At 43.6% G+C, this 26126-nt stretch carries 25 protein-coding genes; 6 read left to right on the top strand and 19 right to left on the bottom strand.

Annotated features, from left to right (window positions below):
- Nucleotides 1-171 precede the first annotated feature (171 nt).
- From ABMQ40_RS08435 to ABMQ40_RS08365, 15 genes are all read right to left on the bottom strand, one after another.
- Nucleotides 172-690 carry a helix-turn-helix domain-containing protein gene (locus ABMQ40_RS08435; protein ID WP_370898503.1) on the bottom strand — a complete coding sequence of 173 codons (519 nt, stop codon included), beginning with the start codon at nt 688-690 and terminating at the stop codon, nt 172-174.
- A gap of 33 nt (nt 691-723) precedes the next feature.
- Nucleotides 724-1092 (bottom strand): hypothetical protein, encoded by a 369-nt coding sequence (locus ABMQ40_RS08430; protein ID WP_370898501.1) that lies wholly within the window; start codon nt 1090-1092, stop codon nt 724-726.
- A complete protein-coding gene (locus ABMQ40_RS08425) occupies nt 1089-1256 on the bottom strand; it encodes a hypothetical protein (protein ID WP_370898499.1) in 168 nt (55 codons plus the stop codon). Before ABMQ40_RS08425 ends, ABMQ40_RS08430 begins: the two co-directional genes overlap by 4 nt.
- A 5-nt stretch (nt 1257-1261) precedes the next feature.
- On the bottom strand, nt 1262-2203 hold the full coding sequence (locus ABMQ40_RS08420; RefSeq protein WP_370898497.1) for a serine hydrolase domain-containing protein: 942 nt from the start codon (nt 2201-2203) through the stop codon (nt 1262-1264).
- 89 nt (nt 2204-2292) lie between these two features.
- On the bottom strand, nt 2293-3132 hold the full coding sequence (locus tag ABMQ40_RS08415) for an SDR family oxidoreductase (RefSeq protein WP_370898495.1): 840 nt from the start codon (nt 3130-3132) through the stop codon (nt 2293-2295).
- Between the two features lie 97 nt (nt 3133-3229).
- The gene (locus ABMQ40_RS08410) at nt 3230-3952 is read right to left on the bottom strand and encodes an SDR family oxidoreductase (protein WP_370898493.1); all 723 of its coding nucleotides are present in this window, start codon (nt 3950-3952) and stop codon (nt 3230-3232) included.
- 24 nt (nt 3953-3976) lie between these two features.
- Nucleotides 3977-4732, bottom strand: a complete 756-nt coding sequence (locus ABMQ40_RS08405) for an SDR family oxidoreductase (protein ID WP_370898491.1) — start codon at nt 4730-4732, stop codon at nt 3977-3979.
- A gap of 35 nt (nt 4733-4767) precedes the next feature.
- The gene (locus tag ABMQ40_RS08400) at nt 4768-5508 is read right to left on the bottom strand and encodes an SDR family oxidoreductase (protein WP_370898489.1); all 741 of its coding nucleotides are present in this window, start codon (nt 5506-5508) and stop codon (nt 4768-4770) included.
- 113 nt (nt 5509-5621) lie between these two features.
- Complete coding sequence (locus ABMQ40_RS08395; RefSeq protein WP_370898487.1) at nt 5622-6551, bottom strand: helix-turn-helix domain-containing protein; 930 nt, start codon at nt 6549-6551, stop codon at nt 5622-5624.
- Nucleotides 6552-6574: 23 nt separating this feature from the next.
- On the bottom strand, nt 6575-7282 hold the full coding sequence (locus tag ABMQ40_RS08390) for a DUF421 domain-containing protein (protein ID WP_370898485.1): 708 nt from the start codon (nt 7280-7282) through the stop codon (nt 6575-6577).
- A gap of 48 nt (nt 7283-7330) precedes the next feature.
- Entirely contained in the window at nt 7331-8638 is a 1308-nt protein-coding gene (gene bioA / locus ABMQ40_RS08385) for an adenosylmethionine--8-amino-7-oxononanoate transaminase (RefSeq protein ID WP_370898483.1), read from the bottom strand.
- A gap of 93 nt (nt 8639-8731) precedes the next feature.
- Nucleotides 8732-9718 (bottom strand): biotin synthase BioB, encoded by a 987-nt coding sequence (bioB, locus tag ABMQ40_RS08380; RefSeq protein WP_370898481.1) that lies wholly within the window; start codon nt 9716-9718, stop codon nt 8732-8734.
- On the bottom strand, nt 9711-10328 hold the full coding sequence (gene bioD / locus ABMQ40_RS08375; RefSeq protein WP_370898479.1) for a dethiobiotin synthase: 618 nt from the start codon (nt 10326-10328) through the stop codon (nt 9711-9713). Before bioD ends, bioB begins: the two co-directional genes overlap by 8 nt.
- A 22-nt stretch (nt 10329-10350) precedes the next feature.
- Nucleotides 10351-11460: an aminotransferase class I/II-fold pyridoxal phosphate-dependent enzyme gene (locus tag ABMQ40_RS08370; protein ID WP_370898477.1), complete on the bottom strand. Its 1110-nt coding sequence runs from the start codon at nt 11458-11460 to the stop codon at nt 10351-10353.
- A complete protein-coding gene (locus tag ABMQ40_RS08365; RefSeq protein WP_370898475.1) occupies nt 11453-12076 on the bottom strand; it encodes a hypothetical protein in 624 nt (207 codons plus the stop codon). Before ABMQ40_RS08365 ends, ABMQ40_RS08370 begins: the two co-directional genes overlap by 8 nt.
- Nucleotides 12077-12136: 60 nt before the next feature.
- Here ABMQ40_RS08365 and ABMQ40_RS08360 point away from each other — a divergent pair, with 60 nt between their 5' ends.
- The 6 genes from ABMQ40_RS08360 to ABMQ40_RS08335 all read left to right on the top strand — a co-directional run bounded on the left by ABMQ40_RS08360 (nt 12137) and on the right by ABMQ40_RS08335 (nt 22833).
- Entirely contained in the window at nt 12137-13624 is a 1488-nt protein-coding gene (locus tag ABMQ40_RS08360) for an aminotransferase-like domain-containing protein (RefSeq protein WP_370898473.1), read from the top strand.
- Between the two features lie 278 nt (nt 13625-13902).
- Nucleotides 13903-16134 carry a TonB-dependent receptor gene (locus ABMQ40_RS08355; protein ID WP_370898471.1) on the top strand — a complete coding sequence of 744 codons (2232 nt, stop codon included), beginning with the start codon at nt 13903-13905 and terminating at the stop codon, nt 16132-16134.
- 115 nt (nt 16135-16249) lie between these two features.
- On the top strand, nt 16250-17767 hold the full coding sequence (locus ABMQ40_RS08350; RefSeq protein WP_370898469.1) for a pyridoxal phosphate-dependent decarboxylase family protein: 1518 nt from the start codon (nt 16250-16252) through the stop codon (nt 17765-17767).
- Nucleotides 17745-20168, top strand: coding sequence for a GNAT family N-acetyltransferase (locus tag ABMQ40_RS08345; RefSeq protein ID WP_370898467.1), 2424 nt, complete (start codon nt 17745-17747; stop codon nt 20166-20168). Before ABMQ40_RS08350 ends, ABMQ40_RS08345 begins: the two co-directional genes overlap by 23 nt.
- A 26-nt stretch (nt 20169-20194) precedes the next feature.
- On the top strand, nt 20195-21508 hold the full coding sequence (locus ABMQ40_RS08340) for a lysine N(6)-hydroxylase/L-ornithine N(5)-oxygenase family protein (RefSeq protein WP_370898465.1): 1314 nt from the start codon (nt 20195-20197) through the stop codon (nt 21506-21508).
- Nucleotides 21484-22833 (top strand): MATE family efflux transporter, encoded by a 1350-nt coding sequence (locus ABMQ40_RS08335; RefSeq protein ID WP_370898463.1) that lies wholly within the window; start codon nt 21484-21486, stop codon nt 22831-22833. The genes ABMQ40_RS08340 and ABMQ40_RS08335 overlap by 25 nt, the downstream gene beginning before the upstream one ends.
- Nucleotides 22834-22921: 88 nt before the next feature.
- Here the strand turns inward: ABMQ40_RS08335 and ABMQ40_RS08330 are convergent, their stop codons facing one another.
- Genes ABMQ40_RS08330 through ABMQ40_RS08315 form a run of 4 tightly spaced genes read right to left on the bottom strand, consistent with a single transcriptional unit; the run spans nt 22922 to nt 26046 of the window.
- A complete protein-coding gene (locus ABMQ40_RS08330) occupies nt 22922-23443 on the bottom strand; it encodes a GNAT family N-acetyltransferase (protein ID WP_370898509.1) in 522 nt (173 codons plus the stop codon).
- Between the two features lie 16 nt (nt 23444-23459).
- Nucleotides 23460-24041, bottom strand: a complete 582-nt coding sequence (locus ABMQ40_RS08325; RefSeq protein ID WP_370898461.1) for a 5'-methylthioadenosine/S-adenosylhomocysteine nucleosidase family protein — start codon at nt 24039-24041, stop codon at nt 23460-23462.
- Between the two features lie 11 nt (nt 24042-24052).
- Nucleotides 24053-24751 carry a DsbA family oxidoreductase gene (locus tag ABMQ40_RS08320; RefSeq protein WP_370898459.1) on the bottom strand — a complete coding sequence of 233 codons (699 nt, stop codon included), beginning with the start codon at nt 24749-24751 and terminating at the stop codon, nt 24053-24055.
- 26 nt (nt 24752-24777) lie between these two features.
- Nucleotides 24778-26046 (bottom strand): MFS transporter, encoded by a 1269-nt coding sequence (locus ABMQ40_RS08315; RefSeq protein ID WP_370898457.1) that lies wholly within the window; start codon nt 26044-26046, stop codon nt 24778-24780.
- Nucleotides 26047-26126 lie beyond the last annotated feature (80 nt).

Here is a 26126-nt window from a genome sequence, read left to right as displayed (position 1 = left end):
TTCCCTCCTCCGGCGATCAGTACTACCTTGCCGGTCAATTCTTTTTTTGTCATAAGATGTTTTTTTTAATTGTTAACAAGACAAATATGCAAATTTTAATGGGAATAATCACTGTATAATTCCCTATATAGTGTAATAAATTCTGAATTTATATTTAAAAATAACGGTGTTTCAGCTCAAAGATTGCCGGAACTGCAACGGGGACATCCGGGTTTTAGCCTTAAAAAGTTTATTGAAAGACTGTGGATGCTCAAAGCCCAGAGTATAGGCTATCTCAGCAATACTAAGGTCTGTAGAGGCCAGTTTTGCCTTGGCCTTATCAATCAGTTTTGCATGGATATGCTGTTGGGTGTTCAGGCCGGTCAGGTTCCTGAGCATGTCACTTAAATAACTTGAAGAAAGGTGAAGTTTGTCAGAAAAATATTTCACATCCGGAAGGCCCCGGTTTAAGGAAAGTTCATTATCAAAATATTCAGACAAATAGTTTTCAAACTTTTCCAGGACCGTATGGCTGGCGGGTTTCCGGGTGATGAATTGCCTTTTATAATAGCGGTTGCAATAGTTCAGCAGTACTTCAATATAGGAAATAACGAGATCCTGGCTGATGTCATCAATTAAAGAATCAAGTTCCAGCCGGATGTCTTCAAAAACGCTGATGATCTTTTGCTTCTCCTTTTCAGATATGTGCAAAGCTTCGGTAATATTGTATGAAAAAAAGCCGTATTAGCTGATAGTTTTTCCCAGAGGATAGGAAAGAAGAAGATCAGGATGGAAAAACAAACTCATCCCGAGGCACTCGCCACTGTCATCAACAACCGATAAACCCTGGTTAGGAGCTACAAAGATAAGTCCTCCATCATCAAAATCATAGTGGCTTTGCCCATATCTCAGCTTTCCTTTTAAATTGCTTTTGTAAGAGATCATGAAGAAACTGGTGACCAGGTTCTTCACTTCAGAATCCGGTGAGATCTCGTCGTGATTGAAGACTGTGATCAGTGGATGCAGAGGCTTTGAAACTCCGAAAGCATTTGTAAGCCCGGAAATGGAATCAAAATACTTCAGATTATTTTTCTTTACGGACGGATCGATCATTCGGAATATTTTAACGATTGTAATTTTAAAGCAAGAAGATGGCTTATCTCTACGGCAACAGGTCTTTTATCTGCATCCACGGCCGCTATGGAAATACTTGCATTAAGCCCGGGCAGGTAGATCACATCGGTGCCAAGACCGCCTCCATGATTATAGACCGTCATGTTCCCTATTCTGATCTTTCTGATACCCAGACAGTAGTTGGTATCCAGATCCGGGGGAACATCAGTGTACATAAGTTCAATATCTCCGGATCTTTAATGATCTTTCCGTTAAAAAGCATTTGGAAAAACCGGGCCATTTCATGAACGTTGGAGGCCATTCCGCCGCCACCGTATAAATCCCAGGATGGGTTCAGTTCCTTGATCTCCCAATGGCGATGACCCCAGTATTGGTTTACCATAGGAAGGGTGTGATGGCCAGGTTTTTCAAGCTGGATAAACCAGGTGTTTTTCAGTCCCTGTTTCTTATAGTTCAGGAGAGAACGTACTGCTTTGTAGAAAGGTTTCTTTGTTTGTAATTCAATGATTTCAGAAAGCAGGACATAGTTGATATCGGCATATCTGAAAACACTTCCGGGTTCACCCAGTTTTTTTTGCTTTGAAGCCAGAGTGATCTGCTCATCCCTTGTCCAGCTGTACTTTTTATGGGTATCGATAAATTTAAAATAATCTTCCGTGACGTAATCGTTGATTCCTGAAGTATGGGACAGTAAGTGACTTAGATTGATCTTATTCAGATCATATCCCGCTCCGGAAAGCAATGTAACGGTTTTTTCGCTCAATAAAGTTTTAACCGGGGTATCTATTTTCAGTTTGTTCTGTTCTATGAGCTTCAGGATAGTTGCAGAAATATAGGGTTTTGTATTGCTGGCTATTAAAAGCGGCTGGTCGGGATTGAGTCTTTGGGAATTGTTTTTACCGTTGCTGCCCACCGCATAGCTCCATGAAATATTTTTACCGGGAGCTTCTATGTGAACGAGCAACCCGATAGTTCCGGGATTGGCCTGATAAGCCGAATCCACTACTCTCCGGAATACAGCCTCTAAATCCTGGGCCGGGATATTTAAACTGAAAACTAAAGATATAGCCAATGAAAATAATACGCGCATATGAGAATGTTAAACACAAAAATATTAAATTAAAAGCCTGCTGATGTCAAGAAACCTGTAATTAATTGCAATTACAGGTTTTCTTCGGACTATTTTTTAAATCCGTTCGGCATAAACAGATTTCTGGTAAAATCCACATATTCCTGATCCGGCTTGCTGTTTCTGATCCCAAGCAACGGTTCGATGTCAGGTCCTGCAACATAGCGCAGCCGGGTGGTCTCATCCGTAGCTGCTGTATAAATGATGCGGGCGACATCGGCTGAAGAGAAAAGATTGTCTGCACTTCCAAAAGAGGTAAAGAACGCATTCATCTCTTCAGAAAACTCCTTATAGTCTTCAAGCCCGGGATCAAAAGCAAATTCCTTATGAGCCCTTTCATAAAATGGTGTTTTAATGAACCCCGGTTCTACTATCTTCACTCTGATATTCTGCGAATCCAGTTCAAAGGCCAGGGATTCTGTAAACCCTTCCACAGCAAATTTTGAAGCGCAGTAAACGGATAGCATTGGCGTGGTTACCCTGCCGGCACCTGAGGAAATATTTACTATCGTTCCCGATCGGTTGCTACGGAAATGAGGCAGAATGCCCCGGACAACATTCATGACTCCGAATACATTGACCTCAAACTGGGCCTTGATCTTCTCAGGAGAAGTGGCTTCAAAAAGTCCCTGTTGGCCATAGCCTGCATTGTTAATAACCACATCGATCTTTCCGAACCTTTCAATACTTTTTTCAACAGCCTGCTGAATGGAGGAAGGCTCTGTTACCTCCAGCTGTGTGACAAAGATATTAGGGTATTGATGCAGTTCAGTTTCTTTTTCCGGAGTACGCATCGTTGCAACGACGTTCCAGCCGTTATTGGCAAAATAGATGGCTGTAGTTTTTCCGATTCCGGATGAAGTTCCGGTAATTAAAACAGTTTTATTCATTTTTCTTTGATTTGATGAATGCAAAGTTCTGCAGCAAACAAAATCCTGAATAAACCGAAATGAGTGAAAACTAAGCCAAAACGGGTTTTTGAATAGTCTAAACCAGGACGGCACCACCGTCTACAGTAATGATCTGTCCTGTAGCGAAGCTTTGTTTCATTAGAAAAACAAATGTCCGGGCGATATCTTCCGCTTCCCCCACTCTTTTTACCAGTAAGGAGTCTCCAACATTTTTGTAGAAATCGTCTCTTTGCTGCTCCGTCATGCTGTTCCATAAATTGGTTCTGATGACACCGGGAGCCACTGCATTTACTCTTACCGGGGCCAGCTCTACTGCCATGGCTCTGCACAGGCCGTCCATCGCGCCGCAGATGCTTGATGCCAATGCCCAGCCCGGGCCCGGCCGCTGGCTTGCAATTCCGCTGGTAAGGCCAATGGAACCGCCTTCATTGATGTTTGGACTTCCATATTTTATGGCTGCCAGAGCTCCCCAATAACGGAGAATGAAAAAGTCCCTTGCTTTCTGCAAATCTGTTTCCGAGAGATAGGTCAGATTCAAATTCTCTCCGGCAGTATATACCAGGTGATCAAATTTACCGATTCTCCCGAAGAAATCTCTGATATTCTCTTCCTTACTCAGATCAATGGCATATCCTTCCGTGCCTGCCGGAAAACTTTTCAAGGCTTCATCAATACGCTGCTGATTGCCTGAGACCATGATAAGATCTGCTCCTTCTCCGGCAGCAGCCTTTGCTGTTGCCAACCCTAATCCTGAGCTTGCACCCAGTATCACTACTCTTTTATTCTTTAGTGCTTCCATATTGTGATTGAAAAATGATTTGAATTATTGTGTTGCTCCGCCGTTCACCAACAAATGTTGCCCGTTTACGAATGAAGACAAATCACTTGCAAAAAACTCGGCAATATTGGCTACATCCTCCACCTCTGCCAATCTGCCCATGGGGCAACTGTCTATAAGCGATTTCCTTAGTTCCGGATAGCTGTTTTCCTCCGCAAAGATCCCCGAATGGTCCACGGCAAAAGGAATAATGGCATTTACCGTTACCCCGCGATGCCCGATCTCTTTTGACAGCACATCAACCATGTACCTTGGCGTGGTTTTGCTGCCTCCGTACACGGCCATTCCCGGAACGGGAAATGCCGTTGTGCTGGAAGCGATGTAAATAATTCTTCCGTTGTCCTCTACATTTTTTGCAGCCTGCTGCATTGTGAAATACGCGCCCTTGGTATTGATGCTGAAAAGGCGGTCAAACTGTTCCTCGGTAAAATCCGTAACAGGAGTCTCCACCATTTCGATACCCGCGTTGGCTACAACGATGTCTATTTTCCCGAAGGCATTTTTAGCCTCACTGAACAGCTTTTCTATCTCTGCAACTTTGCTTACATCCGCCTGAACAGCAATGACACCCACATTCATGGCCTTGATGTTGGAGACCACTTCATCCGCAGAAGCTTTATCTCTGGAATAATTGATGACGATATTGGCCCCCAAAGCTGCATAACGTTCCGCTATGGCTTTTCCTAAACCTCTGGCTGAGCCCGTGATCAGGGCTGTTTTACCATATAAGCTTGTTTTCATTTTGTAATTGAGTTATGAATTATAATTATGAGCTATTATGCCATTCCCCCGTTTACTCCTACATTCTGAGCATTGATCCATTTGGCCTCGTCGCTGGCAAGGAATACCACTACATTGGCAATATCATCTGTCTCTGCAATTCTTCCGAACGGATTCAGGTTGGCAAGCCTGTCTATGGTTTCCTGGGATTTTCCTTGTAAGAATAATGCTGTGGCTGTAGGGCCGGGCGAAATGGAATTTACATTGATCCCCCTGTGCCCGATCTCTCTGGAGAAAACCCTGGTAAGCTGTTCTACGGCAGATTTTGTAGCCACATAAGTTGCATAGCCCGGAAGCATCAGCCTGTTTACCGAAGTTGAAAAGTTGATGATACTTCCGTTATCCGCAAGCCGGGTGGCTGCCTCACGGAGCGTATTGAAAACGCCTTTTACATTGATATTGAAGTGACGGTCAAATTCATCATCGGTGGTTTCCTGGATAGTTTTGGTGATCATGATCCCGGCATTATTTACCAGAACATCAATTTTATCATACCGGGCAATGGCCTGATCGAAAAGTGATTTTACATCTTCAGGCTTGCTTACATCTGCCTGAATGGCAACAGCGTCTCCGCCTTTTTCCTTAATGGCTGCCACAACCTGGTCAGCGTCTTCTTTACTGCCTGCATAGTTTACAATTACTTTGGCATTGGCTTCTGCAAGCTTTTTGGCTACTTCAGCTCCTATTCCTTTGGATGCGCCTGTTACAAGGACTACTTTTTCAGATAAATTGTTCATGATTTTAATTGTTTTAAGATTACATGACAAAGGTAGCGCGGGAGCAGGCCGGTTTTGTTGCAAATACTAAAGGATTAGTTGCAAATTTTAAATGTAGCTGAAAGAATATCCGGTTACCGGTTTTCGGTGATCTCTTTTCTGTATTGGGCCGGCGTTGTACGGGTGTGCTTTTTAAAGTAATTGCTGAAGTGAGCCGTTTCGGAAAATCCCAGTCTGTACGTGATCTCTTTAATGGAAACCGAAGAATTCTGCAATAAAGCCTTAGCTTCGGAAATGGTTTTTTCCGAGATCCATGTGGTTACGGATTTTCCTGTTTTGGATTTGATGACATTGTTAAAATAATTGGGGTGAAGGTTTTGCGCATCGGCATAATCCTGCACCCTGTAAGCAGTATCCGTTTTGCCGGAAAGCAAATCACGGTAATGTTTTTCCAAAAGCTGTTTAAAGGACTTGACGATCTGCGAGCTCCTGTTGCCCTCATAAATAGGATTATAATCCTGCCAGAAATATTGTTTGATCCTATAAAAAAGAACAGCGAGCAGATGACCGATAATCTTGTATTTATAAGCTGAAGTTCCTACATATTCGGAATGGATCTGAAGATAAACCTTTTCCACGGATTCGTAAAATTCATCCGTTACGATCTTAGGCCTTACGGTTTCCGTCAAAAGGAACGGGAAATCCTGAAATATTTCTTTGCTCACATATTTTTTCAGAAACGTTTCATCGAAGGTAATCAGATAGATCTCCCCGATCCTTTCCCAGCTGAAAGTTCTGTAATTGCTGGGATTGGTGAAATAGACCGAATGTTCCTTCACTTCAAAGGTATGCTCATCAATGGTATATTTTCCGGCTCCGTCCTTTACAAACAGGAAGGAAAAAAAGTTAGGACGGTATGAGGTGGACTGATACGGAAGCTGGAAACCGACATCTTTAAGGTTAAAAACTGAAAAGCCTTCGGCCGTATTGATTAAGTTGACCGGAAGGTTGAGATGCTGGTATAATTCAAATAGAGAATTGGATTCAAAGTTTAAATTTTCCATAAGTAAAAATACATTATTTCTACTTATGTCACTCTTTTTTTATTGCTGGCCTGTACCCATTCCTCTTTCTTGCATTTTGGGCACTTTCCTGCCTCCCCGGCCGGTTTTATTTCGGTATGTCCGCAAAATACGCATGAATAATACCCTTCCTGAGGAATATGCCGTAGCGGATCATCCAGGGAGTCAGGCATAATGGGAAGCCCGTATCTTACCTTTTCATTTTCAAAGAAGAATACACTGATCTCTCCTGAAATCTCTTCTATGGCCTTTTCCACCTGACCAAGCTGGGAAATACCTTTCAGCCTCAATTCTGCAAAAAACTCGTCACTTCCCAGGTTTTCCTTTTTGAAGTTTTCTATGGAAAACTCACCGTTTTCGATTAAGCAGATAGACCTTCCCTCTACCAGCTTTTCAAAATTCTTATTCCTTCCGATAAAATAAGTTATCATGCTATATAAGAGGATAATGACAAGAAAGACAATGATAGAGGAAACAATACCCACATCTTTATTGAACATGGGATCCCCGGCAGCTGAGCCAAGCCCGATGATGACCACCAGTTCAAATATGGAAAGCTGCTTGACTCCCCTTTTTCCCAGTACCCTCAGCCCGATGATGATCGTTAAAAACATAATGACGGTCCGCAATATGATCTCCAGAAGAAACGACCATTCTTCATGCCCCATTAATAATTCTTTCCAGTCTAGCTGCAATAAAAACACTGATATCATAAGGGAAATTTTAACTACAGGAATCCAAAAAACAAGCCAATAAAAGGCTTAGAGCTGTCCGGCAGATTCAGGTCTGCCATGATGAGCATCCAGCCGGTCCAGTACCGACAAGATATTTCTGTAGATAAAATTCAGCTCCCCGGAGGTAATGCAGTAAGGAGGAACCAGATACATAACATTTCCCAATGGCCTCATAATGATCCCCCTTGAGAGGAACTCACCATAAATTTTTTTCCCGGTTTCATTAAAGTAGGAAGTTCCTTTTCGGGTTTTTAGATCCCAGGCCAAAATGGTTCCGGTCTGGCGGACATTTTCTACCCCTGAGTGCCGGCTAAGGATTTCAGCGAACTGATAGTGCTGTTCCTTTATCATGCTTATATTCAATTGGGTTTCCTCATTCAGTAAAAGTTCCATGCTTGCCAGGGCGGCAGTGCACGCTAGCGGATTGGCCGTGAATGAATGACCGTGAAATAAGGTCTTGTACGGGTCATCAGAATAAAAAGCATGGTACAGCTCATTCGAGCAGGTGGTGATCCCCATAGGCATGGTTCCTCCCGTTAATCCTTTTGAAAAACACATGATGTCAGGCTTTTCGGAAAGGTGATCTGCGGCGAAAAGTTTTCCTGTTCTCCCAAAGCCTGTAAAAACTTCATCCTGGATCAGCAGTATGCCCTGTTCCCTGCAAAACTTCATGAGCTCTGACAGATCTTCCGAAGCATGCATCAGCATACCCGCAGCCCCCTGAACCAAAGGTTCATAAATGAAGCAAACCGTTTCTTCAGCTATGCCCCTGATCTGCGATTTCAGGTCTTCAAGGTTTTCCCGGTCAGGAGTATCTATAAAAATAACTTCAAACAGCATCTCCCCGAAAGGCCGGGTCCAGGCACTTCTTCCACTTACGGACATTGCGCCGAAAGTATCCCCGTGATAGGCGTTTTTGAAAGCTAAGATTTTTGTTTTCTCCTTTCCCAGATTATAAGCGTATTGGATACTCATTTTCAAAGCCACTTCCACAGCCGTAGACCCGTTATCGGAATAAAAGACTTTCTTCTGGTTTTCCGGCAGCAGTTTCAGTAAATTTTCAGAAAGCCGTATGGCCGGCTCATGGGTGAAGCCTGCAAAAATAACCTGTTCAAGGGTATTCAGCTGCTCAAAAACACGCTGGGCAATATAAGAATTGGCATGACCATGTAAGGTAACCCACCATGATGACACTGCATCGATGTATCTTTTTCCTTCGTCATCGTAAAGATAAATCCCCTCTCCTTTTATGATGGGAATAGCCTCATCTGCAGTTTTCATTTGTGTATAGGGGTGCCAGTTGACGGTTCTGTCCCTTTCTTTTAAATTTTGCATATTGTTAGTAAATTTTTATAAAACCGGTTTGAATAGTGATAATCAGATATAGGAGCAATAGGTCAGGAAAAATCCCGACCTGAGCTGAAATGCCTAGCTTTGCACTTTTTCCATCTTTTCCATCGGTTTTAGTCCTAAAGTGTTCAGCATGAGCATATCTTCTGAAACGCCGGGATTAGGGGTTACCAGCAGGGTTTCTCTTTCTCCCGTGAAGATGGAATTGGCACCTGCCATAAAGCACCAGGCCTGCTCAAATTCCGTCATTTCAATCCTTCCGGCACTTAATCGGATCATTGATGAAGGCATGATGATTCTTGCCGTAGCAATCATCCGCACCATTTCCCAGGTGTCTACCTTAGGATTGTTTTCAAGGGGAGTTCCTGCTACTCTGGCCAAAGCATTGATCGGAACGGATTCCGGATGTTTAGGCATCGTAGCCAGCGTCAGGAGCATTGAAATCCTGTCCTGATGTGTTTCGCCAAGACCGATAATACCGCCAGAGCAAACGGTGATCCCGGCTTTTCTTACGTTATTGATCGTATTGATCCTGTTGTCAAATGTCCGGGTGGAAATAATCTCATCATAATACTGTTCTGAAGTATCCAGGTTATGATTATAGGCATATAGCCCGGCCTCCTGAAGCCGAATCGCCTGTTCTTCCGTCAACATTCCAAGGGTACAGCAAACCTCCATACCAAGTTCACTCACTCCTTTCACCATATCAATAACCCGGTCGAAATCTCGGTTATTACGTACTTCACGCCACGCTGCGGCCATACAAAAACGGGAGGAGCCTGATTCTTTCGCCTTTCTGGCATGTTCGATGACCGTTTCCGTAGGCAATAAGGCCTGAACTTTAATATTGGTGTGATATCGTGCAGCCTGCCCGCAATAGGAACAGTCCTCCGGACAGCCTCCGGTTTTTATGGATAGCAAAGTGGATATCTGCACTTCCCTGGGATCATGCCATTCCCGGTGAACGCTTGCAGCCTTATAGATCAGTTCCAGTAAAGGCAGGTGGTAGATTTCTTCTATTTCCGTTTTTGTCCAGTCATTCCTCATTTTTGTTTTTTTATCCATTGTCATAAATTTTAAGTTGTTTTGTAATGATCTTTATATTTTCCGGTGTGGGGAACTCCACCTCCGGTATTCTGATGATTTTGGTTTCCGGCATCAGGAAGTTGATGATTACCCGTTCCGTATCTCTGGGAAAGCTCCCATTGAGAATAAGGTATTCAAGGTTAAGGTTTCTTTGTCTAAGTGCCAGTAAAGACAGCAGGCTGTGGTTGATGCAGCCCAGATAATTTCTGACGACCAGCGCAACGGGAATATTTAATCTGACGATAAGATCAATGATCAATTCATGATCGGAAAGAGGAACCATCAATCCGCCGGCTCCTTCCACAATGAGGGGATTGGATGTTTCAGGCAGCCTGAAACTTTCCAGATTGATCCGTGTACCTTCTGCCGCCGCCGACTGATGAGGTGAAGCGGCGAGCTGTAAGCGGTAGGCTTCCGGATGACAAACCACGTCATTCCCCACCCAGCCCATGATCTTCATGCTGTCCGTATAATCAAGGTCTCCAGACTGTACCGGCTTCCAGTAATCTGCGTTAAAATACTTTACCAGAACTGCAGAACAGACGGTTTTACCTACATCCGTACCGATTCCGGTTATGAATAGTTTCATTTCTTATGTTATCTATTTAAGTTCAACTTTTATTTATGAAGCTTTTTATGATACCGGCAAGTTCCATGATCTCTTTTTCCGTATTGAAACTGTGCAGGCATATTCTGAGGCGCTCTGTCCCGGGCCTAACGGCCGGGCTATAGACAGGATAGGTCAGAAAGCCTTCTTGCAACAAGGTTTGCTGCAAAGCTTTCAGCCGCTCATGCTCCGGAATGATGATAGCCTGAACAGGACTGTGCTCTGATGAAGGGGTTTTCATGGCTTGCTGTCTGAAAATTCTGATGTTCTCCTGCAATTGTATCGGCAGCTGTTCATTCGCTTTTAAAAACTCATATCCGGTTTTTATGCTCACCCATTGAAAATCTTGTGAGGATGTTGTATAGATCAGTGGAGACGCGAAATTGATCAGGTAAGATCTCGTTGATTCATCGCACAGAATAGCGGCCCCATGTGCCCCCAAAGCTTTTCCGTAAGTGATCAGGACAACGGAAATTTTATCCTTCAGGTGGTACTTTTCCACCAATCCGTATCCGAAGACTCCAAAAGCATGAGCCTCATCTACCACTAAGACAGCGTCGTATTTTTCTGCGAGGGCAGCAATTTCTTCAATTGGGGCAAGATCGCCATCCATTGAGTAGAGGCTTTCAATGGCAATAAAGCATTCCCCGGTCTGCCTCCTTAAAATCTGCTCCAGGTCTTCGGGATCATTATGCCTGAACTTTAATTTTTTAGCGTAGGACATTTGGCAGGCATCGTGCACGGAACGGTGGATGTGCTCATCAACAATTACGGTACTGTGCCGGCCGGGTAGCGTGGAAAACAATGCCAGGTTGGCATTGTAACCGGATGAGAAAAGCAAAGCGGAGGGATATCCATGCTCATGGGCGATGAACTTTTCTGTTTCAGTGACTACAATGCTGTTTCCGCTGATCAGCCTTGAGCCGGTGCTACCTGATAACAGGTATGGTCTTTCAGAAACCTGTTTCAGCAACAGACTCTGAAGCTCCTTATTGCCGGCAAAACCCAGATAATCATTAGAGTAAAAGTCAGCTCCGTCTGGCCGAAGCTTCAGGAGCCTCAATATGCCGGCTTCTTCCCTCTTATTCAGATTTTCCTGTAAACGTTTAAACATAGCTGAACCGTGAAATTTCCTGATCAATGGAGTCCATCCATTCGTCATGCAGGCTCTTCTCTATTTTTACAATATTTTCCGCATGGGATTCCCAGTTCTCCGAAAAGCTTTTCAGCTGGCTGACCATCTCCTCCAGGTGACCTTCTTCTTCCAGAATGATTGATTTTACCATAATCCGGGACGCTGTCTTGGTAAGGATATCCTGATAAACCGGATACAGCTCATCCGCCCTTACTTCAATAGCATAGGTTACAAACAGGTAAGCCGCATATTTTAAGCCTTCTTTATCGAGATTGAAATTCTCTTTCAGATACCTGCAGGAACGGATATCCAGTGAATGAAGGTATTGGCGGGTCGCAACCGGCGCAAGTAGCTCATGATTTCTGTAAGCTGTACATAGCTCAGGACCCAGCTTGGCAATTTGTTTTTTCAGGTAAAAAGCATGGCGGTGCTCTTCCGCAGCATGCTTCAGCTGTATGATATCTACTTTTTCCGGATGTTCGCAGGCGGAGATCTTCCGTGCTCCGGCATTTTCCATGAATGAAAGCGTATTCAGCCATCGGGCATGCATTTCATTGTTATGGACAATTTTTTCCAAGAGGTGGTAAAGCGTCATGATTTTTTATTTCAAAAGTAGTATATTGCCGGATGGTTTAATGGTGCCAGTTTTAATATTATGGATAGTCCGGTTGATATTCCTTATGCAGGCTTTATAAAAATTGACAGGAAATCAGATGTTTCTGTTTATATGCAGATCACCAATCAGCTGATCAATGCTATTCAGCGAGGTTTTCTTTCTGTTGGGACCAAGCTTCCCGGAACAAGGGCCTTAAGCAGCCTTCTGGATATCCACAGAAATACGGCCGTTGCTGTCTATGATGAATTGCTGGCCCAGGGCTGGGTGGAAAGTGTGCCCAACAAAGGGACTTTTATTATCGGGAAGAAGGAAGATCTGCCGACACGGCTGAAATATTTTGAAAAAGCCGGTCTCGAACGCTATCCTAAACAAACGGGCTTTTCATTTAAAACTTCAAATATCCTGGATGATCCTTTTGAACGTTCAGACTGCGAATATCTTTTCAATGATGGTGTACCGGATATCCGTTTGACCCAGATCGACCAGCATTCCAGAATTTACAGCTCGATACTGAAGCGCAAGGCTCATAAAATAGGCCAGTACAATTATGACGGAAGTGAATTTTTTAAAAAGCACCTATCCCAGTATCTGAATTTATCAAGAGGATTGCCCATTTCCAAGAACAATCTTCTCATCACCCGGAGTACGGAAATGAGCATTTATATTGCTTCCGAGATCCTCTTGTCCGAGGGCGATATCGTTCTGGTAGGAGATCTCAGTTATTTTTCTGTGAATATGATTTTCCAGCAGGCTGGCGTAAAGATCATATCCATTCCTGTAGACGGAGAAGGCATCAGTGTGAAAGGTGTGCGGGAAGTCTGCAAAAAACACAAGGTAAGAATGCTGTACCTTACTCCGCATCACCATTATCCTACTACGGTAACCCTAAGCGCACAAAGAAGGCTTGAGTTGCTGAATCTTGCCAATGAATACGGATTTATTATTCTTGAAGATGATTATGACTATGACTTCCATTATGATAAAAGCCCTATCCTTCCTTTAGCCAGTGCAGATACAAACGGAATGGTAATTTACATCGGGTCATTTGGGAAATCCCTTGCTCCGGGGTTCCGTACGGGGTTTATTGTAGCACCGGAAAATGTAATGGCTGAAATGAGGAAATATCTGGGAATTATAGACAGGCAGGGTGATATCCTGATGGAACAGGTTTTAGGGGAAATGATTGCAGAAGGGGAAATTCACAGGTATCTCAAAAAATCCCTGAAAGTATACCGGGAAAGAAGAGACTATTTTACACATCTGCTGGAAGAACACCTCGGTGATCATATTCATTTTCAGAGACCGTCCGGAGGTCTTGCGCTCTGGATAGAATGGAAAACCCCGGTGAACCTTATGCAGCTCGGCCGGGTTTGTGCACAAAATAATCTGTTCATTCCCAAAACTCTCCTTTACCAGAACATGAATCTCACCGCAATGCGGCTGGGTTTCGGAAACCTGAATGCTGATGAAATGGAAAATTGTGTTAAAATCCTTTCACAATCTGTAAGGTCCATTTTTGAGGAATGATGAAGTAAGATATGTTTTCATTTAGCGCGTATCCGGATCATAAAAATTCACTTTTCCGTTACTTATTTATAAAATTTTAAAATAATTTTCTTTCGTTTTTTGTTGTTGAATAGTTAAAAATGGCTTGTAAAAGCTGTTTATATTAGAATTATTTACTTTGAATAGCCGCGATTTTAAATTTAAATTCACTTTTGTTTGAATTACATGATAAAAATCAGGGTGAAAATTTTCATGAGAATAATTTATATTTGTTCTCTATTTTTAATTATTCTAAATAAATGAATAAACAGTACTTACTTTCCGTCATTATGCTGCCAGCCCTGTATGTATCTGCGTCAGGTCAAACGATGCAGGACAGCCTGAACACAAAGGACATCAGCGAAGTGATCCTGGTATCTTCCCGTTCTCCAAAGCAGATCAGTGATATTCCCGGAACCGTATGGGTGATCGGGCGACAGGAGCTTCAGCAGCAGATCAGAGGTGGCGCGGGATTAAAGGAAGTATTGGGAAATATGATTCCGGGCCTTGATTTCGGAAACCAGGGAAGAACAAATTATGCCCAGAATATGAGAGGGAGAAACGTCCTTGTCATGATCAACGGGATTTCCTTGAACAGCACAAGAGCTGCCAGCAGGCAGCTGGATTCAATTGACCCCTTCAATATCGAAAGAATTGAGGTGCTTTCAGGGGCATCCTCTATCTATGGAGGAGATTCTACCGGTGGAATCATCAATATCATTACCAAAAGGCCTGTCTCTGAAAAACTAGCTTTTGAAACTACGGCAGGCCTTAAAACCGGCTTCCATAAAAATGATCTTGATAAAAGAGTTGCCCAATCCGTTGAAGGCGGAAGCAAAACTGTAAAATTCAGATTGGGTGCTGCATTTACCCAAAATGAAGGTGCTTTCGATGCCAATGGAGACCAGATCATTACGGATGTGAAGCAATCCGATCTCCAGTACAACAGATCGATCGATCTTTTAGGCGGAATCTACGCCAGACTGGGTTCAGATCAGGACCTGAGCCTGGATTTACAATATTACAATTCCAGGGTAAGGAATAAACGATGGCTGTCTTTCGGAAGGAACTTTGAAGGTTTTACAACCCAAAACGATGCTCTGATCAATGTTTCGGATGGTGCTGATGCAGATGTGGTTCCGCGCACGGAACGCTTCATGGCTAACCTTCAATATAACCTGAGAAATGTTTTTGGAGGTCAGGATGCCATTGTTCAGGCTTTCGGGCGAAGGGAGGAAGTGGACTTCGGAGCCTCATTTGCAGAAGTACCGAAACCTCCGGCAGGAATTACCCTTCCGGTATTTCTTTCTTCAGCAAGAGGCAACACGGATGTTTACGGGGCAAAGGTTGTTCTGAACAAAAAATGGAACTCTTTCAGCTTCACTTACGGAATGGATTCGGATATTGAAAAGTTTACGGGAGACCAGGCCATATTCAATCCACAGATCAGCAGCGAGTCCGGAGGGCTGGTGAATAAAACGGATGCACTGGTAGGAAGATATCCGGATACCAGGATTTTTACCCTGTCAGGCTTTATTCAGGCAGACTGGAATATTACTAAGCAGCTTGTTCTTTCAGGGGGAATCAGGCAGCAGTCCATCAATGTAAAACTGGATGATTTCGTAGGCTTTAAAGAGCAGGTATATATGCATTTCGGATATGGAAGCTCTGCTGATCCGGTAAAAGGAGGAAAGAACAATTATGATGTAACTCTGCTCAACGGAAGTTTACTATACAAAATAACTTCTTCCTGGCAGACCTGGCTAAGCTTTTCACAAGGGTTTGCGGTTCCTGACGCAGCAAAATCCTATGGCTTTGGAAAATATGAACTGGTGAACAATCACTGGAATTTATTGAACAGCATAAACATTGCAGAGCAACCGTTAAGCGGTATCAAAACAGATCAGCTGGAAATTGGATTCAGACATGGCAAAGGTTCGGCACCCGGCTTCTATGCACAGGGAGCATTTTTCTATGCCCTTTCCAACAAAACCCTGAAAATCGACAATGTGGCCTTCACTATTTCCCTGTTAGATCAGAAACTGAGGAACTATGGTTTTGAAGGTGCTCTGGGCTATAAGCTGGCGCAGGGCCCGGAATTTGGCGGAAATATTCTATTAATGGGATCTGAAACTAAAACAACAGATAAAGGTTGGGAAAACCAGTCTGTTTATACGACAAATCCGTCAAAGTTTCTGGTTTTTACCGGATGGAATGCCAAACGGTTTTCACTGAGGCTGCAAATGGAGAGCTCTATGAAGTATACGGACCTGGCTGATATGAGAATCGACGGCTATACCCTCTTTGACTTTATCGGTAATGTAAAACTGAATAAAGGAGTGATCAACTTCGGGGTTCAGAATATTTTTAACAGGCAGTATACTACAATATGGGGGCAGCGTTCCGAATTTTTCTACGGAGCCCCCCGGAAAGCGTTTGCCTATCAGGGGCGGGGAACCACATTTTCTCTAGGATATACGATTAATTATTAGCCGCCGGCATGATTAATGGTTTGAGCAAGTTCCGGAAAGAACGGTAACGGACCGGTACGGTTCCGAAATGCTTCCGGATAACACATATAATTAAAAAACATCAATCCAATATTTTATGAACACAGCCATTACCGGAAAACCGGTTTCTGAAAAAGAGGTCCTTTTTCCAGATCTGGAAAACCTGTTCTGCGATATCAATATCCAAGAATACCAGGATGCAGTACGCCAGGCAGAAAAAAATGTTGTTGCCTTTCTAGAGGATGTCCGCCAGCCTTTCAGCGGGATATCTCCGAAAGAGCTGAGAAAACAGTTTGAACATATTGATCTTAATGATCCGCCCCGGAGCTATGACGAAGTATTTGGAGAAGTAAGAACACTTTATACAAAACATGCCATTGCCTTTCATCACCCGAAATATGTAGCCCATCTCAACTGTCCGGTGGTAATACCTGCAATTGCGGCAGAAATGCTGATAAGCTCTATCAATTCTTCCCTGGATACCTGGGATCAGAGTGCCGGAGGAACCCTGATGGAACAGAAGCTTATTGAATGGACCTGCCGGGAAATAGGATTTGGTAGATCTTCAGACGGGATCTTTACGAGCGGGGGCTCCCAAAGCAACCTGATGGGAATGCTGCTGGCAAGGGATCATTATGCACTGAAACATTTCCACCATAATATCAAGAAAGACGGATTACCGGGAAATGCCTGCAGGTTCAGGATTTTCGTATCGGATGCCGCCCATTTCAGCATTCAGAAAAGCGCTTCAATATTAGGACTGGGTGAGCAGGCCATTGTAAAGGTAAGAACAGACCGGTCTTTCAGAATGAACAGTGTCTTGCTGGAAGATGCCATCAGAAAAGAAATTGAAAGCGGAAATATCCCGATTGCCATTGTTGCGACAGCGGGAACTACAGATTTCGGAAATATAGACCCGTTGGCAAGCCTGGCGGGAATTGCCTCGCAGTATGGCCTGTGGCTGCATGTAGACGCGGCTTACGGGTGTGGCCTGCTCCTGACTGAAAAATACCGACATGTAATCAAAGGAATCGAATATGCCGATTCGGTAACAGTAGATTATCATAAGTCTTTCTTTCAGCCCGTAAGCAGTAGCGGTTTTATGGTTAAAGATAAAGCTTATTTCAGACTGATCACCCATTATGCTGATTACCTGAACCCGAAAGACCATGAGGAAGATGAAATACCGAACCAGGTAAATAAATCCATCCAGACCACCCGAAGGTTTGATGCCCTGAAACTGTGGTTTACATTGCGGATGATCGGGAAAAAGGGGCTTGGAAGCTATATTGAAAGAATTATTCATACGGCCCGTGAAGCGGCCGATCTTCTGGAAAACGATCCTCATTTTGAGCTTTTGAACCGCTCAGATATTTCCGCACTGGTATTCCGCTATTCTGCGGATCCTTTCAGAACCTTTGATCTGAACAGGATCAATATTTACATCAAGTCACAACTGTATAAAAACGGAAATGCTTTAGTGGCAGGAACAAAAGTGAACGGACAGTTTTACCTGAAGTTTACGATCCTCAACCCTTTAACCACGATCGAAGATATCCGGTCTATTTTAAACACCATAAAACAATACGGAAATGAATACATTGAAGTCAACTGATGTCCGGCAATACGCTGAGGAAATCAATTATACGGCGCTCATCAACTGCTATATGCGGGAATTTACCAACTGGAGCCGTTATCTCGGAATCCCGAAATATGACGCAGCCATAGCAAAACACCTCCGGATGACCCCGACAGGTCTGCATATCAGAATAGATTTTTCATCTATAGGATGTGATGTGTATATTCCTGTCAATTACTTTTCGGATACCGGAAGACATCTTTTTGGTTTTCCCGTTTTACGAAGAACTTTGGAAACCGATGAAGTTTCCGGGCTGGATATCTACGGATTTATGGCCCTTATCGCAGAATATGCAAAGACGCTTTATCCGGGCATCGAAGCTTCAACGGTTATGGAAAGGCTGAATAACAGTATTGAAAATCTAATTTTTTATCTGAATGACCTGGCAGAAAGTAACCGGCAGGTTAATCACCTGGAAATGTCTTTCATAGAAGCTGAGCAATCCCTTATTTTAGGGCATATCCTACATCCGGTCCCAAAATCTAAACAAGGGTTCAGCTCCGGGGATCTAGTGAAATATTCTCCCGAAACCTCAGGGAGATTCCAGCTGTTTTACTTTCTGATCCATCCTGAGAATATTATTGAGAAAAATGCTGACGGGACACCTGTCTCCGAAGAATTGCGGGGAATCATCTATCCGCTTTTGGATCCTGAGCATAAAAAATTATGGGATGAATTTCCGGAATACAGGATGGTTCCGATGCATCCATGGGAAGCCGAATATCTTTTAAACCAGACCAATGTACAGGCTATGCAGGAACAGGGGCTGCTCTTTCCCTTAGGTCATTACGGAGAGTACTTCACCCCTACTTCTTCGGTAAGAACAGTTTATCATGAAGCCAGCAAATGGATGTATAAGTTTTCCCTGCATGTGAAAATCACCAACTCGGAAAGGATTAACCTGTATCCTGAACTCCACCGGGGCTATGACATCAGCCGGCTGCTGAAAACCGACTGGGGTAAAAATCTGCGTCATGATTTCCCTGAAATAGATTTCATGGTAGATCCTGCATTTATAGCTGTAAGGTATAACGGTAAAATGATTAACGGGTTCAATATCAGCATCAGGAGGAATCCCTTCAGAGGGGAAAATAAACATAAAAACGTCACGCTTTTGGCTGCACTCTGCCAGGACGGTATTTTAGGACAACCTTCAAGGCTTCGGAACATCATTGCCGATGCTGCCGGCAATCTTGGGCTACCCCTGGAACATGTGGCTCTGGACTGGTTTAAACAATACCTTCACATCTGCGTAAGGCCCATTGTGAAAATTTTGAATATTTATGGGCTGGCCTGCGAATTTCATCAGCAGAACGTTATGATTGAGCTTGATGAAAAAGGATTTCCGGCCAAGATCTATTTCAGGGATAATCAGGGATTCTTTTTCAGGGAAGGAAGGAAAAAGCTGGTCTCACAGGTGATCCCGGGAATTGCGGATGAAAGCCAGTCGGTTATTGATGAGGAATCTTTAGCGCCCAAATATACCTATTATCTGGTAACCAATAATATTCTCGGCGTTGTTAACGCTTTAGGATGCCAGCAACTGGCCAGTGAAAGAAAGCTGATCAATCTCGTTTACAAAGCATTCAAGGAACATGAAAACGAAGACGAAACAGGTCTGGTAAGCTATATAACCAATAAAAGAAGCTGGTACACAAAAGGAAATCTGATCACAAGCCTGCAAAATATCAATGAGGCGGATGAATCTATGGAATATCCTGCTGTTTTCCTGGACACTCCAAACCCTCTCAACAAGTATTTTTTTACGGATAAGCTTATTAAGCCGGAAACCCGGGATATTGTTTATTCAAGATATTTTGAAGAAGAAAACATTAATATCAGCATCAGGCCTTTTGATATTGATCGTGATTTTGAAATGGTGCATGAATGGTTCAATATGGAGCATGCCAAACCTTTCTGGAAAATGGATGGCCCTAAAAGGGATTTGGAGCTTTGGTTCAGGACGATTCTCCCTGGTGACGAACAGCACAGCTTTATCGGATATGTAAATGATGTACCCCAGTTCAGCTTTGAGCCTTACTGGCCTATGAGAGATGTTGTAGGGGCTTACTATGACGCATTGCCTACAGACTATGGGACCCATTTTTTTGTTGCCGAAACCCAAAAAGATAAAAAATTCTCCTTCCAGTCATTTCAGGTTGCCCTGGATTATATTTTCTCGTTCCCGGAAGTCGGGAAATGCATTGGTGAAGCTTCAGTAGATGCTATTCCTACGGACAGGATCATTACCCGGCTTGGCTATACCCGTGAAGGAGTAATCGAAATGCCCCACAAAACGGCTTACCTTACCTTCTGTACACGTGAGGGATATTGGGAGAAATGCCCTGATAGCAGGCTGGAAGCAAAAAATATTTAAAATCATAACCGTATAAAACAAATACATTGGAAAATAAACAGACATATGATATCATCGGGGTCGGGATCGGCCCCTTCAATCTTGGTTTAGCTGCTCTTCTGGAGCCGGTGGATCAGGTGACTTCCCTTTTCCTTGATCAGGCAGAAGGTTTCGACTGGCATCCGGGTTTAATGCTGGATAACGCCACTTTACAGGTTCCTTTCATGGCCGATCTGGTGACGATGGCTGATCCGAAGAGCAAATTCAGCTTCCTGAATTTCCTGAAGGAGACCGATCGTCTTTATAAATTCTATATCAGGGAGAATTTCTTTATTTTAAGAAAAGAATATAACCTTTACTGCCAGTGGGTAGCAGATCAGCTGCCAAACTGCCGTTTTGGCAACAAGGTTGAAAATATAAGCTTTAATGCGGCTGAACGGCTTTATATGGTGGAGGTCCTGGATCTGAAAAATAAGGATGTTAAAACTTTTTATGCGAAAAACCTGGTGTTGGGAACAGGTACCCGGCCGGCTCTTCCGCCATTCATGGAAGGAAAAAATTTACCAAACGTGGTCCATACTTCGGAATATCTGAACCATAAGGAGGAAATTATCCGATCAAATTCAGTTTCGATCATAGGTTCCGGACAAAGCGCAGCAGAAATATTTCAGGACCTGCTCCCTGAGACCCAAAACGGCATGCATATGAGCTGGTTTACAAGGCCTGACCGTTTTTTTCCGATGGAGTATTCAAAGCTGACACTGGAACTTACGTCTCCGGAATATGTGGATCATTTTTACCAGCTGTCTTCCCAACAGCGCAAAACATTATTGGCCAGGCAGCCTCCGCTGTATAAAGGGATTAATTTTGACCTGATCAATGATATCTTTGATTCGCTTTACGAAATGAGTGTGGGGAATGCAGAACTGAATGTAGCCTTGAGACCAAGCAGCCAGCTGGATGCTGTTGAGCTTCGGGACAATGCGTATCTTCTGCATTTCACGCACATCCAGGATAAAGTCACATTTACCCATGTCTCAGACTATGTCATTCTGGCAACCGGATACAAATACAAGGAACCGGCCTTTCTGAAAGGGATTGAAAATGTGATTAGGAGGACAGAAGAGGGCTTATTTGATGTAAGCCGGAATTACACCATAGATCATGCTGAAACTGTTTTTGTTCAGAATGCAGAGCTGCATACACATGGTTTTGTAACACCGGATCTGGGCATGGGAGCTTACCGGAATGCCATAATCATTAATGCTGTTGCCGGAAAAGAAGTGTATAAGGTAGAAAAGCGTATTGCTTTTCAGCAGTTTAACACCTCAGGAGTATGGACCGCAAAGCATTCATCCTGAACGGTGACCCGAAAAAGGTCATGTGGGAAACCTCATGGCCTGCCGTAGCGGCAATTGTTCTGTATGGGGTCAATAATTTTCTGGATGCTGTTTTTGTAGGCTATCTCATCAATACCCGGGCATTAGCGGCTGTGGGAATGGCTTATCCCCTGTCACAGATCGTTCTGGGATTCGGCAGGCTTGCCGGAACAGGGGCAGGAGCCGCCATAAGCATCTGGATCGGTGAAGGCAGGCAGGAAAAGCTTTATCATCTGTTCGGAAGCTTCAATTTTCTTTGTATCTTTTTCTCATTGCTGTGTATGCTTCCTGCTTATATTTTTGCCCGTGAGCTCATGGCTATGATGGGTGCACAGGGTGATCTGCAGGCCATTGCCGTTGAATATTTCCGGGTAACCTTATTGGGGACGGTCTTCTGGATATACGGCCTGGCTCTGAATATGCTGATCAGGGCAGAAGGCAAAATGAAAACAGCTGCCGCCATGATTGCTGTAGGGCTGGTGATCGATATTATATTAAAGCCGGTTTTAATTTCAGGTTTCGGAATGGGGGTTTCAGGGGCAGCCTGGGCTACGAACTGCGGAATGATGGTCTATTCCCTGCTCGGGATTCTTTATTATGCCAGAGGAAAAAGTTCATTTAAAACCAATTGGAGATGCGTGTCATTTGATGTATCCACCGTAAAAAGAATATTGAAGCTGGGCTTTCCGGAAATGGTTCTGTCGGTTATGGGCGTCATACAAAGTATGATTGTCTTTAATGCAATTGCCAGGTATGGGACAGAAAGTGATATTTCATTTTTTACGGTTCTCAACCGTTTCTTTTTATTTCTACTAACTCCTCTGTTCGGACTGATGAGGGGTCTTCAGCCGGTGGTGGGAATCAATTTTGGTGCGGGCAGATATACAAGAGCATGGGAATTTTTAAAGGCATATATCCTGGCAGGAATTACCCTGCTGTCCCCTTTCTTTCTTATGGCCCTCTTTTTTCCCGGACAGCTGATCCGCTTAATGCTTCCCGGGCATCCGGTAAGCAGCCAACAGATTTCAGATTTCAGATTGTTTTTCTCTGTGCTGCCGTTCTTGCCGGTCACGGTTCTTGCCCTCTCCTATTATCCTGCCGTAAATGACAGTAAAAAAGCAAGCTTTCTGGTATTTCTGAGGCAGATCATTTTATACGTTCCCCTGATGCTTATTTTACCGGGATATTTCGGGGTAAAAAGCATTTATTGGGGAAGCGCGCTAATTGAAATAACGGTAGGTCTGGTGACCTTGTTTTTATTGAGGAACAATAGGATGAAAGCATCCGCATTATCCTTGGATCAATGATTCATAAGCTGATGGAATAAGCCCGCTGGACTAGAGGTTCAAAGGATTCAGGCAGATTATCCCTAAGGACAAACCGATCTGCCTGTATTTAGCTTAAAACCTTTTTCATCATCAGATCTGTCTGTTCATCATTTCCCAGCCTGAAAATGTGTTTGCCGAACTCTACGAAGCCATTCTTCTTGTAAAATCCCAGTGCCCGGTGGTTTTGTTCCCACACTCCCAGCCAGATGTATTTCTTCTTTTTCTGTTTTGCTATTTCTATTGCCTTATCATACAGAAGCTGTCCGACTTTTTTACCGTGATGGCTGCTTTTCACATATATTCTCTCTATTTCCAGGGCTTCTTCATCCTGTAGCTCTGTCTGTGCTCCTCCCGTATTTACTTTCAGGTAACCGATAGGATCTCCTTCTTCCCAAGCAATGAAAAACGCTGAATCCGGATGGTTCAGTTCTGATCTTATCCTGTCTGTAGCAAAGCTTTCTTCAAGATATCTTTGCATCTCCTCTTCAGAATTAGCCTCTGAAAACGTTTCGAGAAACGTTTCCTTGCCGATCTTCTGTATTGTTTCAAGGTCTTCTAAAGATGCTTTGTGGATTAGTATTGATGTCATCATATGTAAACAAACGTTATCCGAATAATATTTTTTTGAATGCCACCGATGCCAGGTGTACCTGCTCCGTCCAATCATCAGCAGCCTCACTGCCCGCGTCATCTGAAATATATTTTAAACAGAGGAATGGGATTTTTTCTTTTTTGGCGATCAATGCCAGCGGGTAAGCTTCCATATCTACAACGTTATAATCCGTTTCCGCATGGTTCATTTCAAAACTGTCACCGCTTCCACAGATCCCTTCATTCAGGCTAGCCATTTTCAGCCCATATTCCAAAACCGGCGGAATACCAGACAGCGGGGTTTCATACAGCTTAAATCCAAGTCCCCTCACGTCCATATCTCTCTGGATAAATCTGGTACAGCAGACCACCTCGCCTTTGTGAAATTTCTTGCTTCCGGCTGATCCCAGGTTTACGATCAGTTTGGGTCTCCTGTTCCGGATCTCTTTGGTGAGTTCAATAGCGGCATTTACTTTTCCTATCCCGGTAATAAGTTTATTCTTGTCATTAAATTCTTTTCCGGCCTCAGAGTCCAAAGCAAAAACAAAAAGGGCTTCCTCAGCAGGAAAATGAAGTTCGTGATTGATCTTTATCATTATTCAGATTATTAAATACTACATCCGTCCGAATCACAGGTGTTTTCCTGGTCTGAAAGATTCTTAAAAGGAGAAACGGTTTCGTTATAGGTTTGCTGAAGGGCATTTTCAAAGAGTTCAACAGGCTGAGCACCTGAAACAGCATATTTCCCGTTCAGGACAAAAAAGGGAACTCCTGTAATGCCATTATCCTTTGCCTCAATGATATCCTGTTTTACTTCGTCATCGAACTGATCAGAATCAAGGGCCTGTTTTGCTTCCTCTTTATCAATTCCCAATATACCGGCGAGTGAAACCAATACATCCGTATCTGCCACGTTTTTACCTTCTATGAAGTGCGCCTTGAACAGAGCCTCTTCCATTTCTGAAGCCTTACCATATTTTTTTGACAGGTGAATCAGTTTATGCGGGGAAAAAGTATTGGTGATCAGGGCCGTTTTGAAATTAAAATCAATTCCTGCCTCTTTTCCCATCTGTACTACCCTGTCTATCATTTGGCCGGCCTGAGCTTCGGGAAATCCTTTTTTTTCCTTGAAGTACTCCAGGGTATTCCGGGTTTTAGAAGGATCCAGTCCAGGATCGAGCTGGAAGCTCTTCCATTCTACCTCTACTTCATCCTTAAAAGGCAGCTTTTCCAATGCCCGTTCAAAATTATTTTTCCCTATATAACAAAACGGACACATCACATCCGACCAGATTTCTATTTTCATTTTATATATTTTAATTCAAATTTAGCCTAAATTTTAGAGACGGCATTTACTCTTTTACTGAATAATATATGAGCTATGATCGCCAGCAGGCCGAAGATAAAGCCCACTAGGCAGACACCACTCCACTGTGCCTGTTGCCACGCGATTGAGGCAAGGAATGTTCCCAGCGATCCTCCGATAAAATAAGATACCATATACACTGTATTCAGTCTGTTGACCGCATTGGATCTGATCAGGAAATAATTGGTCTGGTTCATAATGTGGCTAGACTGTACTCCCAGGTCCACAAGAATAACTCCTGCAATCAATCCCCAATAGGTTTCTCCCCCGAAGTAAGTAAATCCCCAGCTCCCGATCAGGATCAGCAATGAATACAGGATGATCCGGTTTAAATCCAGGTATTTCTGGAGCTTTCCTACTTTGGCTGCTGCCAGGGCTCCCACTGCCCCGGCCAATCCGAAACTTCCTGCAACGGAAGAGCCCGCATTAAACGGTGGCTTTTCCATATGAAAGACCAAAGTGGTAAATAAGGCGCACATGGATCCGAAAGCCATGGCCCCACGGAAAGAAGCCAGCTGCAAAATGGGTTGTGTCCTGGCCAGGTGTACTACGGACCTCATTAATTCTCTGTAAGAGCCTTTAAAGTTCGGATGCAGCTCGGGAAGCATTCTGTATACGGCGATCCATACCAGAACCATGATTCCCGAAGCAATGCCGAACATAGCCCTCCATCCCCATAGCTCCCCCACGATCCCGCCCACAAAACGGGAAAGAAGAATACCCAATAACAGACCGGACATCACCAGACCGATATTGGCGGATTTTTCTTTGTCTGCAGAAAGCTCAGCTGCAATAGGGACAAACAGCTGCGGGATTACAGAGGTGGCCCCGATCAGTAAACTCGCAAGGTAAAGCATCCATAACCGATCTGCAAAAGCCATCCATACTAAAGAGGCAAAAACAAGGAACAGGTCTGTAAGGATCAGCTTTTTACGATAAAGTTTATCCCCCAGCGGTACGATTAGCAATAATCCCAGGGCATAGCCTATCTGGGTAAGCACTGAAATCTTACCCGCTTCACTTTCTGTGATGCCCAGACTGTCTGAAATAAGGCCCAACAGGGGCTGATTATAATAATTATTTGCTACTACAAGTCCCGAAATAATGGCCATCAGCCAGATTACGGTACGGGAAATTCCATTCGGATTAGCGTGCATATAGTTTAGAACTTTAGAATGTTGGATCGAGACACAGAAGAAGCTCCGGTTCTCAGCCTCAAAGATACTTATTTTCATCTAAAGCTCTATACTGTTGTTATTGGTTTTCCCGATGGACAGGATTGAGAAAAATGTTTTACGGATATTGAAATAATAAG

The sequence above is a fragment of the Chryseobacterium gossypii genome (assembly GCF_041361455.1).
Lineage (GTDB): Bacteria > Bacteroidota > Bacteroidia > Flavobacteriales > Weeksellaceae > Chryseobacterium > Chryseobacterium gossypii.
This window is presented reverse-complemented; position numbering and strand designations above follow the sequence as displayed.

Coding starts and splice junctions, on each gene's coding strand:
- bioB (WP_370898481.1), bottom strand. CDS start 9,718: ATGGATAAAAAAACAAAAATGAGGAATGACTGGACAAAAACGGAAATA.
- ABMQ40_RS08355 (WP_370898471.1), top strand. CDS start 13,903: ATGAATAAACAGTACTTACTTTCCGTCATTATGCTGCCAGCCCTGTAT.
- ABMQ40_RS08365 (WP_370898475.1), bottom strand. CDS start 12,076: ATGACGCTTTACCACCTCTTGGAAAAAATTGTCCATAACAATGAAATG.
- ABMQ40_RS08395 (WP_370898487.1), bottom strand. CDS start 6,551: ATGGAAAATTTAAACTTTGAATCCAATTCTCTATTTGAATTATACCAG.
- ABMQ40_RS08405 (WP_370898491.1), bottom strand. CDS start 4,732: ATGAAAACAAGCTTATATGGTAAAACAGCCCTGATCACGGGCTCAGCC.
- ABMQ40_RS08430 (WP_370898501.1), bottom strand. CDS start 1,092: ATGATCGATCCGTCCGTAAAGAAAAATAATCTGAAGTATTTTGATTCC.
- ABMQ40_RS08320 (WP_370898459.1), bottom strand. CDS start 24,751: ATGAAAATAGAAATCTGGTCGGATGTGATGTGTCCGTTTTGTTATATA.
- ABMQ40_RS08335 (WP_370898463.1), top strand. CDS start 21,484: ATGGACCGCAAAGCATTCATCCTGAACGGTGACCCGAAAAAGGTCATG.
- ABMQ40_RS08330 (WP_370898509.1), bottom strand. CDS start 23,443: ATGACATCAATACTAATCCACAAAGCATCTTTAGAAGACCTTGAAACA.
- ABMQ40_RS08415 (WP_370898495.1), bottom strand. CDS start 3,132: ATGAATAAAACTGTTTTAATTACCGGAACTTCATCCGGAATCGGAAAA.
- ABMQ40_RS08390 (WP_370898485.1), bottom strand. CDS start 7,282: ATGATATCAGTGTTTTTATTGCAGCTAGACTGGAAAGAATTATTAATG.
- bioD (WP_370898479.1), bottom strand. CDS start 10,328: ATGAAACTATTCATAACCGGAATCGGTACGGATGTAGGTAAAACCGTC.
- ABMQ40_RS08350 (WP_370898469.1), top strand. CDS start 16,250: ATGAACACAGCCATTACCGGAAAACCGGTTTCTGAAAAAGAGGTCCTT.
- ABMQ40_RS08400 (WP_370898489.1), bottom strand. CDS start 5,508: ATGAACAATTTATCTGAAAAAGTAGTCCTTGTAACAGGCGCATCCAAA.
- ABMQ40_RS08325 (WP_370898461.1), bottom strand. CDS start 24,041: ATGATAAAGATCAATCACGAACTTCATTTTCCTGCTGAGGAAGCCCTT.
- ABMQ40_RS08345 (WP_370898467.1), top strand. CDS start 17,745: ATGAATACATTGAAGTCAACTGATGTCCGGCAATACGCTGAGGAAATC.
- ABMQ40_RS08360 (WP_370898473.1), top strand. CDS start 12,137: ATGGATAGTCCGGTTGATATTCCTTATGCAGGCTTTATAAAAATTGAC.
- ABMQ40_RS08425 (WP_370898499.1), bottom strand. CDS start 1,256: ATGACGGTCTATAATCATGGAGGCGGTCTTGGCACCGATGTGATCTAC.
- bioA (WP_370898483.1), bottom strand. CDS start 8,638: ATGCAAAATTTAAAAGAAAGGGACAGAACCGTCAACTGGCACCCCTAT.
- ABMQ40_RS08410 (WP_370898493.1), bottom strand. CDS start 3,952: ATGGAAGCACTAAAGAATAAAAGAGTAGTGATACTGGGTGCAAGCTCA.
- ABMQ40_RS08370 (WP_370898477.1), bottom strand. CDS start 11,460: ATGTTTAAACGTTTACAGGAAAATCTGAATAAGAGGGAAGAAGCCGGC.
- ABMQ40_RS08315 (WP_370898457.1), bottom strand. CDS start 26,046: ATGAAAATAAGTATCTTTGAGGCTGAGAACCGGAGCTTCTTCTGTGTC.
- ABMQ40_RS08420 (WP_370898497.1), bottom strand. CDS start 2,203: ATGCGCGTATTATTTTCATTGGCTATATCTTTAGTTTTCAGTTTAAAT.